Annotated in this window: 16 protein-coding genes and 2 pseudogenes; 4 read left to right on the top strand and 14 right to left on the bottom strand. The window is 65.7% G+C overall.

The window, feature by feature from the left end:
* Positions 1–148: 148 nt before the first annotated feature.
* From aftB to glf, 5 genes are read right to left on the bottom strand one after another with little or no spacing between them, the layout of a single operon-like run.
* Positions 149–2119 carry a terminal beta-(1->2)-arabinofuranosyltransferase gene (aftB, locus tag AC5Y49_RS18175; RefSeq protein ID WP_499889560.1) on the bottom strand — a complete coding sequence of 657 codons (1971 nt, stop codon included), beginning with the start codon at positions 2117–2119 and terminating at the stop codon, positions 149–151.
* Positions 2106–3020 (bottom strand): decaprenyl-phosphate phosphoribosyltransferase, encoded by a 915-nt coding sequence (locus tag AC5Y49_RS18170; RefSeq protein ID WP_499889482.1) that lies wholly within the window; start codon positions 3018–3020, stop codon positions 2106–2108. The genes aftB and AC5Y49_RS18170 overlap by 14 nt, the downstream gene beginning before the upstream one ends.
* Positions 3013–3564: a phosphatase PAP2 family protein gene (locus AC5Y49_RS18165; protein ID WP_499889480.1), complete on the bottom strand. Its 552-nt coding sequence runs from the start codon at positions 3562–3564 to the stop codon at positions 3013–3015. The genes AC5Y49_RS18170 and AC5Y49_RS18165 overlap by 8 nt, the downstream gene beginning before the upstream one ends.
* Positions 3557–5494, bottom strand: a complete 1938-nt coding sequence (locus tag AC5Y49_RS18160) for a glycosyltransferase (protein ID WP_499889478.1) — start codon at positions 5492–5494, stop codon at positions 3557–3559. The genes AC5Y49_RS18165 and AC5Y49_RS18160 overlap by 8 nt, the downstream gene beginning before the upstream one ends.
* Positions 5491–6684 (bottom strand): UDP-galactopyranose mutase, encoded by a 1194-nt coding sequence (glf, locus tag AC5Y49_RS18155; RefSeq protein WP_499889476.1) that lies wholly within the window; start codon positions 6682–6684, stop codon positions 5491–5493. The genes AC5Y49_RS18160 and glf overlap by 4 nt, the downstream gene beginning before the upstream one ends.
* 288 nt (positions 6685–6972) lie before the next feature.
* On the opposite strand from glf, the gene AC5Y49_RS18150 reads away from it, so the two are divergent.
* Both AC5Y49_RS18150 and AC5Y49_RS18145 read left to right on the top strand, forming a co-directional pair.
* The gene (locus tag AC5Y49_RS18150) at positions 6973–7932 is read left to right on the top strand and encodes a hypothetical protein (RefSeq protein WP_499889474.1); all 960 of its coding nucleotides are present in this window, start codon (positions 6973–6975) and stop codon (positions 7930–7932) included.
* Positions 7933–8092: 160 nt separating this feature from the next.
* Entirely contained in the window at positions 8093–9715 is a 1623-nt protein-coding gene (locus AC5Y49_RS18145) for an N-acetylmuramoyl-L-alanine amidase (RefSeq protein WP_499889473.1), read from the top strand.
* Between the two features lie 5 nt (positions 9716–9720).
* On the opposite strand, the gene AC5Y49_RS18140 is transcribed toward AC5Y49_RS18145, so the two are convergent.
* The 7 genes and pseudogenes from AC5Y49_RS18140 to AC5Y49_RS18110 all read right to left on the bottom strand — a co-directional run bounded on the left by AC5Y49_RS18140 (position 9721) and on the right by AC5Y49_RS18110 (position 14830).
* Positions 9721–10536: an HAD family hydrolase gene (locus AC5Y49_RS18140; RefSeq protein WP_499889471.1), complete on the bottom strand. Its 816-nt coding sequence runs from the start codon at positions 10534–10536 to the stop codon at positions 9721–9723.
* A gap of 43 nt (positions 10537–10579) precedes the next feature.
* Positions 10580–10708: pseudogene (locus tag AC5Y49_RS18135) on the bottom strand (1-acyl-sn-glycerol-3-phosphate acyltransferase); the annotation flags it as partial.
* A 15-nt stretch (positions 10709–10723) separates the two neighbouring features.
* Entirely contained in the window at positions 10724–12103 is a 1380-nt protein-coding gene (gene tnpB, locus AC5Y49_RS18130; RefSeq protein WP_499889470.1) for an IS607 family element RNA-guided endonuclease TnpB, read from the bottom strand.
* 1 nt (position 12104) lies between these two features.
* Positions 12105–12689, bottom strand: coding sequence for an IS607 family transposase (locus tag AC5Y49_RS18125; RefSeq protein WP_499889468.1), 585 nt, complete (start codon positions 12687–12689; stop codon positions 12105–12107).
* 62 nt (positions 12690–12751) lie between these two features.
* Positions 12752–13291, bottom strand: a pseudogene (locus tag AC5Y49_RS18120) (lysophospholipid acyltransferase family protein); the annotation flags it as partial.
* 2 nt (positions 13292–13293) lie between these two features.
* Complete coding sequence (locus AC5Y49_RS18115) at positions 13294–14043, bottom strand: lysophospholipid acyltransferase family protein (RefSeq protein WP_499889466.1); 750 nt, start codon at positions 14041–14043, stop codon at positions 13294–13296.
* A gap of 4 nt (positions 14044–14047) precedes the next feature.
* Positions 14048–14830, bottom strand: coding sequence for a lysophospholipid acyltransferase family protein (locus AC5Y49_RS18110; protein ID WP_499889464.1), 783 nt, complete (start codon positions 14828–14830; stop codon positions 14048–14050).
* 187 nt (positions 14831–15017) lie between these two features.
* On the opposite strand from AC5Y49_RS18110, the gene AC5Y49_RS18105 reads away from it, so the two are divergent.
* Both AC5Y49_RS18105 and AC5Y49_RS18100 read left to right on the top strand, forming a co-directional pair.
* Positions 15018–16568, top strand: a complete 1551-nt coding sequence (locus AC5Y49_RS18105) for a Rieske 2Fe-2S domain-containing protein (RefSeq protein WP_499889462.1) — start codon at positions 15018–15020, stop codon at positions 16566–16568.
* A complete protein-coding gene (locus AC5Y49_RS18100) occupies positions 16565–16906 on the top strand; it encodes a hypothetical protein (protein ID WP_499889460.1) in 342 nt (113 codons plus the stop codon). Before AC5Y49_RS18105 ends, AC5Y49_RS18100 begins: the two co-directional genes overlap by 4 nt.
* On the opposite strand, the gene AC5Y49_RS18095 is transcribed toward AC5Y49_RS18100, so the two are convergent.
* Positions 16903–18465, bottom strand: a complete 1563-nt coding sequence (locus tag AC5Y49_RS18095) for a phytoene desaturase family protein (RefSeq protein ID WP_499889458.1) — start codon at positions 18463–18465, stop codon at positions 16903–16905. The genes AC5Y49_RS18100 and AC5Y49_RS18095 overlap by 4 nt on opposite strands.
* Before the next feature lie 57 nt (positions 18466–18522).
* Positions 18523–19128, bottom strand: a complete 606-nt coding sequence (locus AC5Y49_RS18090; protein WP_499889456.1) for a TetR/AcrR family transcriptional regulator — start codon at positions 19126–19128, stop codon at positions 18523–18525.
* Between the last annotated feature and the right edge of the window lie 11 nt (positions 19129–19139).

The following is a 19139-nucleotide window of genomic DNA, read 5'->3' as shown; positions in this document are numbered from 1 at the left end:
GTGATGAATGTGCCCACGACGGATTTACCGCCGGTGAGCAGTCTCATCCGGCGTTGCTGTCGGAGGCAACGCGGTTCCGGTGCTGCCGCGGCAAGCGAGTGGCCAAAATTTTCTGCGGAACGACCGTCGGGGAGCGCCGCCGCGGGGCTCACGGGCCTGCCGCCGGCAACCCCGTGTAGGGGGCCACGCCGGACTCCGGTACTTCGAGTCCACACCTGAGCAGCTCGTAGCGCGGGACACGGTCGATTCGATATTTGGTGAACTCGTAGGCGTGCAAGAAGTTCGACAGGAACCGACGCGGGCCCATCGGGCTGCGCACCGAGTTCAGCACCGCCTGCGTGGCGGGGCAGCGCAGTGCTGCCTCGGCTTGGGTGACCCACTGCGCGTCAAGGTATCCCGGAACGCCCGGATACCACTTGACCCACGGGCCGTCGGCGATCACCCAGTCCGGGAACAGGTTCTTGTCGTGACCGATGCGGCCGTACTGCAACCGCGCGGTATGGGCGGCCAACGGATTGGCCAATCCGATCTGGTCGAGCACCCTGATGTCCAAGCCGACGTTCATGCTCAACATGCCGAGGTTGGTGAAAAAGACGGCGTGCGGCCCCTTTTGGGGTGCGCCGGTTGCCGACGGCGGGATCGGCGGCACCAGATCCCAGCGGTCGTAGTCGCCGGAGGGCAGCAGTAGCGCCCCTTCCGGGGTGTTGTTGAGCGCCACCAGCACCGCGCGCATCCGTGGATAGTCCAGGTAGTCGGCGGCGGTCAGTGGATGCGCATGCCCGGTCGCCTGCGCGTAGAACCGGCGCTCGTCGACGATGCCGGAGTAGGTGACGCGGGTGGCGCCGTCGCCCATTCCCGGCGAGTTCGCCGCCCACAGCGACCAGCCCGCGACCGCCAGCCACAGCGCGCTGATCGCCCCGGCCAGCCAATAACCGGTCTCCCGGGAGAACTTCGTGCCGTCGGGAAACATCACCGGCACCACGGCCACCGGTGCCAGCAGACAAACAATCGGCACCAGCAGGACCCGCCCGTGCATGAAGTCGCCGCCCTGCCGGATCCAGTACAGGGCCTGCAGCAACCCACTGAACACAATGAAGGCCACGGCGGCGGCCGGGCTTTGCACGGTGCGCGCCAACGGTCCGTAGCCGGCTGGCGGTGCGTGTCGAATCCACCAGGGCCGACCACGGGTGGTCAACAGCAACAGACCCAGTGCCAACAACAGCAGGGCGGGGACCCACAACGCGTAGGGCTGGTTGAAGTTGGACAGATAAATCAGGCCGTGCGGCCATTTGTCACCGGCTGCGTCCTTGGCCAGCGCCGTGCTGGGGAACAGCAGCGCGTAATAGCCCATCCGGAAGATCTGATACGCCACCGGAAGCAGCCCGCCAGACACCACGATCAGCAACCGCCACCGCCAGCCCTGTGCAGCGACCAGCATCATGATCAACGCCAGACCACCGATCAGCGCCAGTTCGGGACGCACCAGGACACTTAAACCCGCGACGAACGCCATTACGCCAATGAAGATTCGGCCCGGCGGATGCGATCGCAGCGCCTGCGACCAGCAGACCATCAGCCACCAAAGCAGCCCGAGGTAGGCCAGCACCAGGCCGCTTTCCAGCCCGGATGTGGCAAAATCGCGCGCCGGCGGTATCGCGATGTAAACCAGCGCGCCGGCCGGCAGCATCACCGCTCGTCGCCCCAGCAGGCTGGGCGCGTACAGCCGGCCCGTTCCCAACATCAGCAGCGCCATGCCCAGCAGGCTCAGCACCAGCGCCAGCGTCAGCGCCACGTATTCCATCCGCATCGGCCCGGCCAGCCAGCTTCCCGCATAGACCAGATAGGTCCACACCACCGAGGTGTTGGCCTCCACCCGTTCGCCCGCGTTGAACACCGGCCCGTTGCCGGCTAGCAGGTTGCGCACCGTCCGCAACACGATCAGCCCGTCGTCGGCGATCCACCGCCGCTGCCAGGCCCCCCAGCCGAACAGCACGGTGACCACCGCGACGCTCACCCACAAGCTGACCCGAACCGTCGTGTCGTAAGGAAACACCGGCCGACCCGCCGGCGCCGACGCCGGCCGGCGAGACGAGACCGGCGCGGCGTTAGCCGAACGCAACAGCAGCACCAACGGTTCCGATCCAGATCACGCCCATCAGCTGCAATATCCGGTCCCGCAGCACGATGTCTTCGGGTTCGCCGGCCAGCCCCCCGTCGACGTCGACCGCGTAGCGCAGGATCGCGATGGTGAACGGAACCATCGACACCATGAACCAGGAGCCCTCATAGCCGTCGCGCTCGAACGCCCACAGCCCATAACACACCAAAAGTGCGGTCGCCGACATCGTCCACACGAAGCGCAGATAGGTGCTGGTGTAGCTCTCCAGCGACTTTCGGATCTTGGCGCCGGTCCGCTCGGCCAATTGCAGTTCGGCATAACGCTTTCCGGCCACCATGAACAGCGACCCGAACGCCATCATCAACAAGAACCATTGCGACAGGTAGATATTGGCGGCCGCGCCACCGGCGATCGCCCGGATCAAATACAACGACGAGACGATGCAAATGTCGATCACCGCTTGGTGTTTGAGACCGAAGCAATACGCCAGCTGAATGCCGAGGTAGACGGCGATCACGAGCGCCAGGTTCGGGGCCTGCCACCAGGAGATCGCCAGCGAGGCCACCCCGAGCACCACGGCTAACGCATAGGCCAACCACTCGGGCACCACCCCAGCGGCGATCGGCCGAAACCGCTTCGTGGGGTGCTCGCGGTCGGCCTCGACGTCGCGGGCGTCGTTGACCAGGTATCCCGCCGAGGCGGCCAGGCAGAACACCACGAACGCGACACCCACGTCGACCAGTACGTGGGTGTAGTCGTAGCGCACACCGCGGCCTAGCGCGGCCAGCGGCGCGGCCAGCACCAGCACGTTCTTCACCCATTGCCGCGGGCGGATCGCCTTGACGACTCCGACGATCAGGTTGGCCGGAGGTCCGGTCACCGGCACCACGTCCTCACTCATTCGGCACCTCACCTTTGAGCCGGCCGTCAACCCGCATCGTGACCGCTGCGACGGCGACGCCGACGCCGACGCCGACGGCGACGTCGCTGGGATAGTGCACCCCCAGCAGCATCCGGGACAACGCCATCGGTGGCACCACCAGGGCCGGCAGCGGTGACCCGGTGACCCGGGCCAACAGGATTGCCGCCGCGGTGGTCGACGTGGCGTGCGCGGACGGAAAGCTCAGCCGACTCGGTGTACCGACGTTGACTGCGACCGCCGGATGATCCGGGCGGGTGCGCCGCGCCAGCCGCTTGATCAGCACAGCCGCCGCATGCGCGGCGAAGGCTCCGGCCCCGACCCGCAGCCACGCCCGGCGCCGCAGCGGCTGCAGGACCGCGCCGAGCGCTGAGACAGCCAGCCAGCCGATACTGTGCTCACCGAAATGCGACAGACCCCGCGCGGCGGCCACCATTCCCGGCCGATCGGCCAGCGCCGCTTGGACAGCCACCAGCACAGCAAGTTCGCCACGCGGCGCGGCAGTTTCGGCCACGACGTCAGCCATCGCGAGGCACGCTGTCTGCCGCGTCTTTTCGGGCCCTGGGGGACGGCCCGCTGGCGGCGAACAGCACCGTCTCCCACTTCTGCTTGCTGGACAGCACCGGCAAGGCTTCGCGGTAGACGCGGCGCATCTCGTCGAACCGACTGGCCAGCCGGCGCTGACGGCGCAGCGATTGCCACAACAAGCTGAACATCTTGGCCCGGTCGCGCTGGCGGTAGACCACGCCGCGGCCGTCGGCCGTTGTGACGGTGGCGCCGTCGAGCGTGCACAGCTTGAACCACCGGGCGTCCTGGGTCGGCACATTCAACTGCGGACGTTGGTGGTGTCGCGGGTCGGCCTTGGTGAGATTGTGCAGCGTCCCGCGGGCCAGCCGGTAGCTGATGGCCAGCGGGTTCACCGGCGGCTTCATCTGGGTGTTCTTGCGTGACGGCGCCGGCAGTTCGCTGGCCGCCGGCAACACCACCGCATCTGGATAGGTCTTACGCAGCCGGTGCACCTCCGGTAGCGCGGATTCCAGGATCGAGAAGATGTGCTCCGGGCCGGCCAGGAAGTCGTCGATCGCCCTGTTTTGAATCGCGACCGTCGAATATTCCAGGCAGGCAAGGTGTTTCAGCGTGGCTTTCAGGTGGCTGCGCAGCAGGCCGATGATGTCGCCGTCCCAGTGCATGGCTGCCACCACCAACCGGTTACGCAGATGGAAGTAGGCCTGCCAGTCGATGGCGTCGTCCTTGTCGCTCCACGCCATGTGCCAGATCGCGGCGCCGGGCAGCGTGGCGGTGGGGTAGCCGTGTTCGGCGGCCCGCAGGCCGTAGTCGGCGTCGTCCCACTTGATGAACAGTGGCAGTGGTTGACCCAGTTCTTCGGCGACCTGCCGCGGGATCATGCACGTCCACCAGCCGTTGAAGTCGGCGTCGATGCGCCGGTGCAGCAGGCTACTGCGAATGTTCTTGTCGCTCAGGGCATATTCAGCGAAGTCGTGGTCATATTCTGCGTGCGGCGCCGCGGTCCACATGAACTTCGACCGATCGACGACCTCACCCATGATGTGCAGGTGGGACGGCTCCTGCAGGTTGAGCATCTGGCCGCCCACCAACATCGGCGACTTGGCGAAGCGGTGCAGTGCCAGCACCCGCAAGATGGTGTCCGGCTCGATGCGGATGTCATCGTCCATGAACAGGATCTGCTGGCAGTCGGTGTTTTTCAGCGCCTCGTACATCACCCGGCTGTATCCGCCGGAACCGCCCAAATTGGGCTGGTCATGGATCGAAAGCCGGTTGCCCAGTGCCGCGGCAGCCTCGGGGAAATCGGGGTGGTTACGGGCCTTCGTAGTACCTTGGTCGGGCACGATCACGGCACCGATCACATTGTCCACCAACGGATCTGACGTGAGCTCACGCAGTGCGCTGACGCAGTCGGCGGGTCGGTTGAAGGTCGGGATGCCGACCGCGATATTAGCCACGCCCGGCGCCGGCGCCGGTGCATACCAGCCGGCGCTGTGCAAGGTGACGTCGCTGTCGGTGGTGATGTCGAACCAGACCCAGCCACCGTCCTCGAACGGCTGCAGGCCGATCTCGAATTCGATCACCGCCGGCTGGTCGGCGTCGCTGGCAAATCCGCGCCCCTCGACAAAAATCCGTGCTCCGGTGGCCTTGGTCCGATACACGTCGACCCGCCCGGCGCCGGTCAGCTCGGCGCGCAGCACCACGGTCGTCAGCGTCGTCCAGCGCCGCCAGTAGCTGGCCGGAAAAGCGTTGAAATAGCTGGCGAACGACACCTGAGACTCGGTGCCGATCTGCAGCGAGGTACGCGTCGCGGCGTGCGCCCGTCGCGCGTTGGTCGTCGACTCCTCCAGGTAAAGCTTGCGCACGTCGAGCGGTTCGCCCGGGCGCGGCAAGATGACACGGGCCAGTAGGCTCACGGCTTTCTCACTCATCCGCGGATGCTTTCCTCTAACGGCAGGCCATCGCGCAGGTGCGGCGCAACAACGTTGTCGTACATGTTCAGTGCGCTGGCAATGGCCATGTGCATGTCGAGATATTGGTAGGTGCCCAGCCGTCCCCCGAAGAGCACTCTCGACGACGCGGTCTCGGCTTTGGCCCTGGCGCGGTATGCGGTCAGCAGGGCGCGGTCGGCCTCGGTGTTGATCGGATAGTAGGGCTCGTCCTCGTCGTCTGCGAACCGCGAGTACTCCCGCATGATCACCGTCTTGTCGGTCGGGTAGTCCCGCTCGGGGTGGAAGTGGCGAAACTCGTGAATACGGGTGTACGGCACGTCCGGATCGTTGTAGTTCATCACCGGCGTGCCCTGAAAATCTCCGGTGGGCAGCACTTCGACCTCGAAATCCAATGTGCGCCAACCTAAGTGCCCTTCGGCGTAGCCGAAGTAGCGGTCCAGTGGGCCGGTGTAGACGACTGGAGCATCCGGATTGTCAGCGCGCAGCTCGTCTCGGACGTCGAACCAGTCGGTGTCCAGCCGTACCTCGATGCGGTCATCGGCGGCCATGTTCTGCAGCCACGCGGTGTAGCCGTCGACCGGCAGCCCCTCGTAAGTGTCGTTGAAATAGCGATTGTCGAAGGTATAACGCACCGGCAAGCGGGTGATGTTGGCCGCGGGCAGCTCCTTGGGATCGGTTTGCCACTGCTTGGCGGTATAGCCCTTGACGAACGCCTCGTAGAGCGGGCGTCCGATCAACGAGATTGCCTTTTCCTCGAGGTTCTGCGCGTCAGCGGTGTCGATTTCGGCGGCTTGCTGCGCGATCAGCTCGCGCGCCTGGTCAGGAGTGAAGTAGCGGCCGAAGAACTGGCAGACCAAGCCGAGGCCCATCGGGAACTGGTAGGCCTGCCCGTCGTGTAACGCAAACACGCGGTGCTGGTAACCGGTGAACTCGGTGAACTGCCGGACGTAGTCCCACACCCGCTTGTTGGATGTGTGGAAAAGATGCGCGCCGTACTTGTGCACCTCTATCCCGGTGCGGGCTTCCGCATATGAGAAAGCGTTGCCGCCGATGTGTGGGCGCTTCTCGACGACCAGCACGCGCTTGTCGAGTTGGGTGGCTACACGCTCGGCGATCGTCAGGCCGAAGAACCCGGAGCCGACGACAATGAGGTCAAAACGAGAAGTCATCGGTTGCCTAGGGTATCCGACTGCGCGCCTCCAGCCCGCTACGCGGCTCCGGGAGTGCCGGGTTGAAGGTGACATTCGTCGAGCGTCGCGCACAACAGCGAAGCCACCCATGGCGAAACCGCGCCCGCGAGGTGACGAAGGTCGCGATTGGTTCACGATTCGATATCGCCACACTAGTCCCAGCAGTCACATCAGTACCATCGATCACGTGGCCTGATATTCAGGCTCCATGTCGCGCTTCACCGGCATGACACCGACGACCATGCAGTCCAGATTGAGGAGACTTCCGTGCCGAACCGACGTCGACGCAGGCTCTCGACGGCTATGAGCGCAGTCGCCGCTCTGGCGGTCGCAAGTCCTTTTGCTTATGTCACTGTCTGCCAGTTAGCGGCTGATTCCAAGCCGGCGCCCGATCATCAGGAGTTCGTGCAGGCGGCCGTCATGACGGATCTGCCCAACGAACTGATGTCCGCCCTGACCCAAGGACTTTCACAGTTCGGGATCAATATGCCGCCGGTGCCGAGCCTGGGCGGTAGTCCCGCAGCGGTCTCGTCGGGCTTGACCAGTCCTGGCCTGACCAGTCCCGGTTTGACCAGTCCCGGGCTGACCAGTCCCGGCCTGACTTCGCCGGGCCTGACCGCGCCGGGTCTCACCGATCCGAGTCTGGCCACCCCCGGTCTGACCACGCCGGGTGCCACCCCTGGTCTCACGACGCCGGGTCTGACGACGCCAGGCGTGACGCCGGGTGCAACGCCGGGTCTGACCACGCCAGGCCTGACGCCGGGTGCAACGCCGGGTCTGACCGCGCCGGGTCTTACCGATCCGAGTCTGACCAACCCGGGCCTGACGACGCCGGGGCTGACCAACCCGGCCGGGTTGACGCCTGGGCTGACCAGTCCCGCGGGTATCGATCCGTCGCTGACCAGCCCGGCTGGGACGCTGCCTGGCCTGACGTCACCCGGAGAGGTGCCGATCAGCGCACCGATCGGATTGGATCCGGGCCTCGGCGGGACGTACCCGATCCTGGGCGATCCGTCCTTGGGTGCCGCACCGGCAGCCGCATCGGGTGGCAGCGGCGGAATCGTCAACGACATGATGAGCGCCGCCAACCAACTGGGTGCCAGCCAGGCCATCGACCTGCTCAAGGGGCTGGTGATGCCGTCGATCTCGCAGGCGATGCAGGGCGCCGCGCCGGCCGCAGCCGCTGCCGCGCCGGCCGCAGCCGCCGTGCCGGTACCAACCCCTTAACGGAGTTCTGAGGTAAGGACCTGCCCCCTGACGGCACCGCAGAGTGAGCCCCGCGTTCGCGGCCAGACTCTGCGGTGCCGTTACCAGGCGGGCTAACTTCCCTCACTCCGGTGCCGTGTCGCATCACAGGCAACATAGGTCACATAAGTAACATCGGTTCGTGCCGCTCCGCCGCCATCCGCCCAGGCTGCTGTTCACCGCTATCGCGGCAACGGCTGTCATCCTGCCGTGCGCGGTGGCTCCGACTCGGCACGCCGGGGATCATCCGCCGGGTGGAGACACGCACCTGAGCCAGCAGCCACTGATCGGCGTTGGTGGCGGCGTCACGGTCCGCGAAGTCAGCCAGCCCACACCTTTTTCGATGGTGGCGCTGACCGGCGGAGACCTCACCGGAACCTCCGCGCGGGTGCGCGCCAAGCGCGTCGACGGTTCCTGGGGCCGCTGGTATGACACCGAGACGCTGGGCCCCGACGGCGCCGATGGGGCGTCGCCGCACGTCGCGCGAGGCACCGAGCCGGTTTTCGTCGGCACCACAACCGCCGTGCAGATCGCAGTCAGCCGACCGGTCGGCGCGCCGGTGACTTCGACGCCACCGAGCGCGACCGCCGCCAAGCTCGACCTCGGTTACCTGCCGGCGACGGTCGAACAACCGCTGCCGCAAAATCTCTCCGCGATCCTGATTTCGCCCCCGCAGGCGCCGGCCGATCCGCAGTGGACGCCACCGACGGCGGTCATCGCGCCGGGCCAGCCACCCAACGTCATCGGCCGCTCCCAATGGGGCGCCGACGACGTGGTGCGGTGCCACAACCCGCCGTACCATGATCGGCTGCATGCGAGCGTGGTACACCACACCGCAGAGAGCAACGATTATGAGCCGGAGGACTCGGCCCGGATCGTTCAGGCGATCTACGCCTACCACACCAGAATGCTGGGCTGGTGCGACATCGCCTACAACGCGCTGGTCGACAAATACGGGCAGGTATTCGAGGGGCGGGCCGGCGGGCTCACCGGCCCGGTGACCGGCGATCACACCGGCGGGTTCAACCGTGGCACCTGGGGCGTGGCGATGATCGGCAACTTCGACGATGTGCCGCCGACGCCGATTCAGTTGCGCACCATCGGCAGACTGCTCGGCTGGCGGCTCGGCCTGGATCACGTCGATCCGTTGGGAACGGTCACGCTGACCTCGGCCGGCGGGGCCAACACCCATTTCCCGGCGGGGGCCACGCCCACACTGCCGACAATTTTCAGTCATCGCGACGTCAGCAACACCGACTGCCCGGGACACCTCGCCTACCCGCTGATGCCCGAAATTCGCAATACCGCTGCCCGGTTCAACGACCCGCCCGGGCCTGCTGACTTGGCGGCAGCGCTGGACGGCGGGGCGATCCACGCCCGCTGGCAGGAAATGGGCGGAGCGAACGGCGCGCTGGGGGAGCCGACCTCGCCAGAAGCCGTCGCGGCCGGCTCCGCGCGGTATGCGACTTTCGACCATGGCGCGATGTACTGGTCGCCGGAAACCGGTGCGCAACCGGTGACCGGCGCCATTTACGAGGCCTGGGCGTCGCTGGGTTACGAGCGGGGCGTGCTCGGCCTGCCGACCAGTGCCGAGATTCAAGAACCGCTGTGGATCAAACAGAACTTCCAGCACGGCACGTTGAACTTCGACCGGGAGGATGGCCGTATCACCCGGGTCATCGACGGCGTCGCGGAGGTACTGCCACCGACCTCACCGGAAGGTCCGCCGGTACAACTCGAGCGCTTCTCGCCCCTGGTCGGCTAGACCCGTTACAGCCACCACCGTTCCAAGACGCGCGCCACGCCGTCGTCGGTGTTCGGTGCCGTGACCTCGTTGGCGGCGGCCATGACCTTGGGATGAGCGTTGCCCATCGCCACGCCATGCCCCGCGCGCAACAGCATCGGCACGTCGTTGGGCATGTCGCCGAAAGCCACCACATCGTCGTCGGTGATGCCCAGTGGCTGGGCGAGCTCGTCGATGCCAGTGGCTTTGCTGATGCCGCGCGGCACGATCTCGATCAGGCCATTGTTGGTGGAGTACGTGATGTCGCCCTCGACGCCCAGGTGTTTGGTCAATTCGGCTGCCATGTCCTCGCTGCGGGCACCGGCCTTGCGGATCAGCAATTTGACCGCGGGTGCGCTGAGCAGATCTTCGATGGACACCTCGGTGTTGTCCGGGTTGAGCCAGGCGTGCTCGTAGCCCGGCGAGCTGATGAACTGTGGCGTGGCGGTGTCGTGCGCCCGGCTCCCGACCCTCTCGACGGCCAGCCCGGCGCCCGGGATGGCGCGAGTGGCGATGTCGGCCAGCTCGCCCAGTAAATCCACCGACAGCGTGCGGGCCGACACCACGCGGTCTGTCGCCGGGTCGTAGATGACGGCGCCGTTGGCGCACACCGCCATCGGGGCGAACCCCAGCGCATCGACGACCGGTTTCACCCAGCGCGGCGGACGTCCGGTGGCCAAGACGAACTGCGCACCGGCCGCGACGGCGGCGCGCACCGCCTGCCGGGTACGCGGAGTGATCGCGTCTGCATTGTTGACCAGGGTGCCGTCCACGTCGCAGGCGATGAGCGCCGGCAGTGTCATGGGCGGGTCACCGGGCGGAGCCCGTCGTTCCCGGTACGCAGCGTCACCGGTGGCTCGTGCCCTGTTTGCGCGCCCGCTCGACCAGTTCGGCTATCCGTAGCTGCTTGGAATGCTCCGGCGTTGGTGCGCTGCCGCCCAGTCGTCGCGGCACCCAGAATTGCCGTTGCGAGTGAGTGATCTTTAGTGGTCACGCGACTCGCACCCCATCTCGGGGTTGTTCAGCGGCCTTGCGGCTGCGTCCCTTCCGCGCTTCCTCGCCACCTGCCCGGCTCGGCCGGGTCTTATGGTCGGCTCCACGCTTGACGGCGGCCCCAACTGGGCCGACGACGCTAACCGTTTCCTCGTAGCGTGCGAGGTTGATCGCGGCGTTTTCATCACGCTGATGGGTGACCGAACAACCGCCGCATTGCCAGTGTTCGTCCCAGCCGACGTCCTGAACATGCCCACATTCATGGCAGGTTTTCGATGACGGAAACCAGCGGTCAGCGACCACCAACTGCGACCCGTACCAGCCTGTCTTGTAGGACAGCTGCCGGCGCGGGGTGCCCAGGGCGGCGTCAGACAGTCCGCGCCGTCTGGCGCGGGCGCCCGGCAGGCCCTTCTGCCGCAGCATTCCCGCCGCGTCGAGGCCCTCAACAATGATGCGGCCGTGAGTTTTGGCCAATCTCGTGGTGAGGACGTGCAAATGGTGGGTGCGGACATCGTTGACCCGGCGATGCAGCCGGGACATCTCGGTGGTGTGCTCACGATACTGGCGCGAGCCTTTCGTGCAGCGTGCCCGGGCGCGACTGACATGCCGCAACTCTTTGAGCGCCGCGTTGAGTGGTCGTGGATTGGGTACCTGCTCAATGACGTTCCCGTCAGCGTCGGCGACGGTGGCCAGGCGCCGCACACCGACGTCGACACCGACCCGCGAATCTGGACGGGCGATACGGGGTTGTTGGGGGCGTTGCACCAGCGCCCGCACGCTCGCATCCAGGCGGGTACCGTTGCGGCGCACGCTGATTGCCAGCGCCCGCGCCCGCCCCGCACGGATCGGTCGCTCAATTCTGCGGGTGTTCTCGTGGGTACGCACACAGCCGATCACTGGAAGCGTCAGGTGCCGGCGGTCGGGCTCTACGCGCAGCGCGCCGGTCGTGAATGACACTCGATCTTGGTCGCAGCCCTTCTTCTTGAACCGCGGGAACCCGACGCGTTTACCGGCCCGGGCGCCCGCGCGGGAGGTCTGCCAGTTCCAGTACGCATCCACCGCGCCCTTGATACCGTCGGCGTAGGCCTCCTTTGAGCATTCCGGCCACCACACCTGCCCGGTCTCAGGGTTGACGCACACCTCGTCTTTGGCCTGGTTCCAGCGCTTCCGCAGCACCCGCAGTGAGGGTTTCTCTGTCTCTACGCCACCGGTGCGATACGCCGACAGATCGGCCTTGAGCGTCGCGACGGTCCAGTTGAAGGCCTTACGGCGCGCACCGAAATGCCGGCCCAACGCGCGAGCCTGGTCCTGTGTCGGGTCGAGCGTGAACTTGAATGCCTGCACACCCCACCCCTCGGGAATCTCGAACTTCGCCACCTCAGGCCGCCTCGCACTCATCAACAGCGGCAGCGCTGATGGCACGCTTTGCGCGGTTGCCAGCAGCGCGCTTGCCGTAGAGGCCAGCGCACATGCTGGTGAGGATCTCGGTCATATCCCACACCAGGTCGTCGTCGACCTCGGCTGAGTCGACCACAACCAGCTCCCGGCCCTGGGCGGCGAGCGCGACTTCGACATAGTCAGAGCCCAACCCGCAGAACCGATCCCGCTGCTCCACCACGATCCGGCCCACCGACGGGTCACCCAGCAATGCCAGGAACTTACGGCGATGCCCGCTGAGCGCCGAACCGACCTCGGTCACCACCTTGTCAACTGGCATCTGCTCGGCCGTGGCCCATGCGATCACCCGAGCCAGCTGCCGATCCATATCAGCTTTCTGGTCTGCCGACGACACCTGCGCGTACACCGCCGTCCACCGATGCCGGGCTGTCTCGGCTGCCGCATCGTTCACCACAATCAGCTGACCCCCACGTTGTGCCGGAACAGGCAACCGGTCCGAGTGAAACCGGCGATACGCAGTCACCCGCGCCACACCGCTGCGCTCAGCCCACATCGCGAGATCCATACACCTGTTCCTACAACACACCACCGACAACCACCGACCACTCAGAACGCAACAGCTGGCAGCCCCTTCGGGCGCGGGTAATCCTCTTGCGCGCGATAGAGCATCGTGTTCATCACCTTCCGCAGCGTGGTGTTGAGCTGCTCGACGTCGCCGGACGGCGGCAGCGGCGTACCGGCGGTGACGGCGATGGGGATCTTGTTGCGGAACACGTTCTTTGGGTGATCTTTGGGCCAGATCCGATGTGCTCCCCAGGCGATTAGCGGAATGATCGACACCAGCGCTGCCAGCGCCAACAGGGCCGCCCCGGTCTTGAACGGCCGGAGTTCGAAGCTGCGGCTGATCGTGGCCTCGGGATGCAACCCGGCGAGTTCACTCCGCTTCAGCTCCTGCACCGCCACTGCGTAGGCGTCGGAGCCGTGCTGGCGGTCCACCAGAATCAGCTTGGCGTGCCGGATCACGTAGTTGACCGCACGAACGTCCTGCATTTCGGCTTTGATCATGAACCTTAGTCGACGCTGCCGTTGAAGTGCGGCCAGCGAAGCCGGCATCCAGTCCACATAGCTGGTGTGGTTGAGGGCGACCAAGGCGCCTTCGCTCGCCGGTTTCATCGGTCGTCTTCCGCACGCTTGCGCGCCCGCTCGGCCAGTTCGGCCTCTTCGAGAACCTGGGCCTCGGCCAACGTCGGGGCATTGCCACCGAGCCGCCGTGGTACCCAGTACGCACCCTCGGGATGTGGGTAGTCCTCCTGTACTCGGTGCAGCACCGCCGTCATTTCGTCGCGCAATTCGGATTCGAGCGCCTCGACGTCACCATGCGGCAACAGTGATGGACCGGCCGCCACGGTGATGGGGATCTTTTTACGGCCGAGGTTTCTGGGGTGGTCTTTGGTCCAAATCCGCTGAGCGCCCCACACGATCAACGGAACGATCGGTACCTGCGCGTCCAGCGCCATCCGGGCGGCACCGGTCTTGAAATCCTTGAGTTCGAAGCTGCGGCTGATTGTCGCCTCGGGCATCAATCCCACCACTTCGCCCTCACGCAGCCGCTGGACGGCGACCGCATAGGCGTCGGCTCCCGCGCCGCGGTTCACCGGGATGGTCTTGGTGTGCTTGATCAGGAAATTGACCGACTTCACCTGCTGCATCTCGGCTTTGATCATGTACCGGATGCGCCGCCCGCGGATATGCACGGCGAGGGCGGCCGGCAGCCAGTCGACATAGCTGGTGTGGTTGATGGCGATCACCGCGCCGCCGGCCTGGGGAATGTTGTCCAGCCCCTGGTAGGTGATGGGGCTACCCACCGCCTTAACCAGGGCTTTCGCGGTGATCTCAAGTGTGCGGAATACCGGTTCCATGCAGCTACTCCGGTGTCGCCTCCGAATCGGAAGCCCGCCGGGCGGCCTTGGCCGCGGCGCGCCGGGAGGCTTCCTCGGCGTCCAACCGGGCGGCCTCCGCCAGCGTTGGGGCACCGCCGCCCAGCCGGTGCGGGACCCAGTACTCGCCGGCGGGGTGCGGTCCGTAGGAGTCTTGCACCCGCTCGAGCAGGTGCTGCATGCGCGAATGCAGCAACACGGTCAGGTCCGGCGCGGGCAGCGTCGGCATGATCGGTTCACCGACCGCCACCGTGATCGGCACCTTCGGCCGCAGCAGCTTTTTGGGATGGTCTTTGGTCCAGATCCGTTGGGCACCCCACACGATGTGCGGGACGATCGGCGCGTTGGCCGCAATGGCCATCCGGGCGGCACCGGACTTGAGTTCCTTGATTTCGAAGCTGCGGCTGATCGTCGCCTCGGGATAGACACCGACCAGCTCACCAGCCTGCAGCGCCGCAACCGCCGCCTCGAAGGAGGCGGCGCCACTATCGCGGTCCACCGGAATGTGCCGGCAGCCGCGCATGATCGGCCCGGTCATCCGGTGGTCGAACACTTCCTGCTTGGCCATGAATCGCACCTTGCGCCCGCGATGCTGCTTGTAGGCGGGCAGGCCGGCGAAGGTGAAGTCGAAATAGCTGGTGTGGTTGATTGCCACGACAGCCCCGCCGGTCTCCGGCAGGTGCTCCACGCCGCTGACGGTGAACCGCAACCCCTGTAATCGCCATGTCAAGCGGGCAAGCTGAATCACAGTCCCGTACACCGGTTCCACCTCACCAACCCTAGTGTTTTGCCGCTGTGAGAGTGCGCGGGCAGTCAACACGGCCCGCTGCGCCCGGCTCCGCCGCGCTTGCGATCGCCGCTGGGTTGTCGGGCGTCGACCCGCTGCGCCCGGCTCCGCCGCGCTTGCGATCGCCGCTAAGCTCGGGGCGGCACCATCCGCTCGTCGAAAGGGTTTAGTGCAGGTCACCAGCGTCGGTCATGCCGGCTTTCGGATCGAGACGCAGGCGGGCAGCATCCTGTGCGACCCGTGGGTCAACCCGGCCTACTTCGCGTCGTGGTTCCCCTTCCCGGACAACAGCGGGCTGGACTGGGACGTCCTGGGCGATTGCGACTACCTCTACGTCTCACACCTGCACAAAGACCACTTCGACGCCAGGCTGCTCAGTCGGCACGTCAACAAAGACGCTGTGGTGCTGTTGCCGGACTACCCGGTGCCCGACCTGCGTGACGAGCTGGCCAAGCTCGGATTTCATCGATTCTTCGAAACCACCGATTCGGTCAAGCATCGGGTCAGCGGGCCAAAGGGCGAGCTGGAGGTCATGGTCATCGCTCTGCGCGCTCCCGCCGACGGGCCGATCGGGGATTCCGCGCTGGTGATTTCGGATGGCCTCACGACCGTTTTCAATATGAACGACGCCCGGCCGGTGGATCTTGACGCGCTGCATTCGGAGTTCGGCCATATCGACGTGCACATGCTGCAGTACTCCGGCGCGATCTGGTACCCGATGGTCTACGACATGCCCGCCCGCGCCAAAGAGGCGTTCGGCACCCAGAAGCGGCAACGCCAAATGGACCGTGCCCGCGCTTACATCGCACAGGTCGACGCCACCTGGGTGATCCCGTCAGCGGGCCCGCCATGCTTCCTGGATCCCGAATTGCGGGACCTCAACGACGACCGCGGCGACCCGGCCAATATCTTTCCCGACCAGATGGTCTTCCTCGACCAGATGAAGGCGCATGGTCATGACCGGGGTCTGCTAATGATGCCCGGCTCCACCGCCGATTTTACTGGGGCACAACTGATCTCATTGCGTCATCCGGTTCCTGAAGAACAGGTCGAGGCAATCTTCACCACCGGCAAAGCCGCGTATATCGCCGACTACGCCGAACGGATGGCACCGGTGCTGGCTGCCGAGAAGGCCGGCTGGGCACCGGCTGCCGGCGAGTCGCTGCTCGAGCCGTTGCGCGCGGTGTTCGAACCGATCATGCTTGGCAGTGACGAAATCTGCGACGGTATCGGCTATCCGGTCGAGCTGGTACTCGGCTCGGAAACCGTAGTTGTCGACTTCCCGAAACGCACTGTGCGCGAACCTATTCCCGAGGAAAAATTCCGGTACGGGTTTGCGATTCCGCCGGAGTTGGTCCGCACCGTACTGCGCGACGACGAGCCCGACTGGGTCAACACCATCTTCTTGTCCACCCGGTTTCAGGCGTGGCGAGTCGGCGGCTACAACGAATACCTGTACACGTTCTTCAAATGTCTGACCGATGAGCGGATCGCCTATGCCGACGGCTGGTTCGCCGAGACGCATGACGACACCGCGACGATCACCCTGGATGGCTGGCAGATGCAACGACGCTGTCCGCATCTGAAGGCCGACTTGTCTAAATTCGGTGTGGTGGAGGGCAATACCCTGACCTGTAACCTGCACGGCTGGCAGTGGAACCTGGAAACCGGCCGCTGCCTCACGGCGCGCGGCCACGAGCTTAGGTGCGAACGGCAGTGAGCACGTCCACGCAACGTTACGACGACGGTCTGGTCCAGTTAGACCGCACCGCAATCACCTTGCGGCGTTATCATTTCCCTTCGGGTACCTCGAAAATTATTGCTCTGGAAAAGATCCGCGGATATCAGGCCGAGCCGCTCGGGATGCTCATGCACAGGTTCCGGATCTGGGGGAGTTCAGACCTTCGTCGCTGGCTGCCGCTGGACATTCGGCGGCCGTTGAAGTCGACATTGATCACGCTGGACGTACCGGGGATCCAGCTCAGCCCCGCGTTCACGCCGGAGGACCCGGAGCAGTTCACCGCATTGCTGGACCAACTGCTGGGCCGGTCGGGTTAGCAGCCCGCGTCAGCCAGCGCCTGGTGCGCGGCGTTGTAACCGGGAATAAAGGTGATGCCCGGCCCGCCGTGGCAGCCTGCACTGCCCAGGTACAGTCCCCGGATCGGGATCGGCTGGCCGGCAAAGCCGTTGGGGCCTGGCCGGTTGGGGCCGATCTGATTCGCGTTCAACAGCCCGTGGCAGTAGTCGCCGCCCGGGGCGCCGAACATCACACCCATGTGCCTGGGCGTGAAGGTGGTGTGCCGGATGATGCTGCCTTCGAAATTCGGTGCGAGGCGGGTGATCTTGTCGATCACGCGCTGACCCATGTCAACCTTGGCCCGGCCGTAATCGGCATCTCCTTCGATCGGGAACCACAACGCGAATGCCGATGCTGCGTGTTTGCCATCGGGGGCAAGGTCCGGATCGTTCTGCGACGGGATCTGCAACACCACGGTCGGGTCGGCCGGAACCGTCCCACGGCGGCAATCCTCCCACTGCTGCTGGACTTCTTCGGGTGTGCAGAACAAGCCGATCGACGCCTGCATGGCAGGGTCGTCGAGCGCCTCGTAGGGCGCGGCGAATCTGGGCGGCTCCTCCAGCGCGAAGTGCATCTGCAGGTAGCTGCCGCGATGGTCGATCCGCGCGTAGCGCTGCCGGATATCTGCGGACAGCGCGGCCGGATCGATCAACCCGTTGAGCGTGAGGTCGGGCGCGATCCCCGAGACGACGACAGGGGCGGTGATGGTGTCGCCCGCCTCGGTGCGTATGCCGTTGACCTGACCGTCGGTGAGCAGGATCTCGGTCACCTTGGTACGTAGTCGAACTTCGCCGCCGTGCCTTTCCAGCAGTTGGCACAGATGCGAGGTGAGCGCGCCGATTCCGCCGCGCAGCTTCTTCATCTGCATGGTGTCGCCGTCGGGAACACCGAGTCCGAAGGCCAGCGCGGCCGCGCTGCCGGGTGTGGCCGGCCCACGGTAGAGCGTGTTGACCGCCAGCACAGTCATCGATCCGCGTAGCGCGCCGTGTTTTTCGCGGTCCGGAAGATAGCGGTCCAAGACGTCGGTGACCGAGCCGAACAGCATGTCGTCGATGGCTGAGCGTTCGAATTCGTTGGTGGCACAGGCATACATCTGATCAATCGTCTTCGGCGGTTTCCCAGCCTCGAACCGGCCCAGCGCGCGGGTGGGCGCCTGGCTCCAGGCCATCAACCCGGCCATGCCGTTGACGGCATCAGCGCCGTGCACATCGCTCAAGTGGGTGAATAGTTTGATCGGATCGCTGTACTGGACCAGTGGGTCGTCACCCACTCCGCGCAGCGCGACTGACATGACGTCCAGGTCGATCGTCGGCAAGGTGTCCAGGCCCAACGCTTCGACAACCACGGACGCGGTCGGGAACTGCACTGAGCCGGCGATCTCGAATCGGTAGCCGTCGAACAACTCGACCGTGGAAGCCATACCGCCGGCGTAAAGCTTGGACTCCAGACACAACGTGCGCAGTCCGGCACGTTGCAGCAGCACCGCCGCGGCCAATCCGTTGTGCCCGGCACCAATGACGATCGCGTCGTAATCGGCCATCCGCATGCCCTCCCTGACTCTGCAGCGCAGGCTGGCATGGATCCTTAGTTTTGTCAATTATGACGAAACTGGTCCCAGCACGCCCAGCTGAAGCGAGTCGAGCGCCGTCCGGCATAGCCGGGCCAGTTCGGCCAGCGACCGGTCCTCGCCGAGCATCCAGACCTCCATCGCGCCGAACACCGCAGCGCCGATGCAGCGAGCAGCCACCGTGACCTGCAACCGGTCATCCGGCGTACGGGGTCCGTCGGGCGCCAGTCGCTCGCCGATCGCATTGGCGAAGTCGGCCTCCACCTGGCGGATGTGCCGCACGATGCGTCCAGGATCGAGTTCTTGGGCCCGCAGCGCAGCAATTCGGGTCACCGCCTCGACGTCGTAGGGAAACGCGAAGATTGCCGCCTGCACCGACTCGATGATCGACTCGTCGGGCCGACGTGCGTTCAGCGCGGTGCGAAACCAGTGCAAGCCGGCGTCGTAGTCGGCGAATAGCAGGTCGTGCTTGGAGGTGAAATGCCGGTAGAAGGTGCGCAACGACACCCCGGCATCGGCCGCGATCTGCTCGGCCGAGGTGTCTTCGACACCTTGGGCTAAGAACCGCACCAGTGCGGCCTGGCGCAAGGCTTCCCGAGTGCGTTCGCTGCGCGACGTCTGGGGCGGACGGGCCATGCCGGTAACCT

It is taken from the genome of Mycobacterium sp. NGS62 (assembly GCF_059812285.1).
This window is presented reverse-complemented; position numbering and strand designations above follow the sequence as displayed.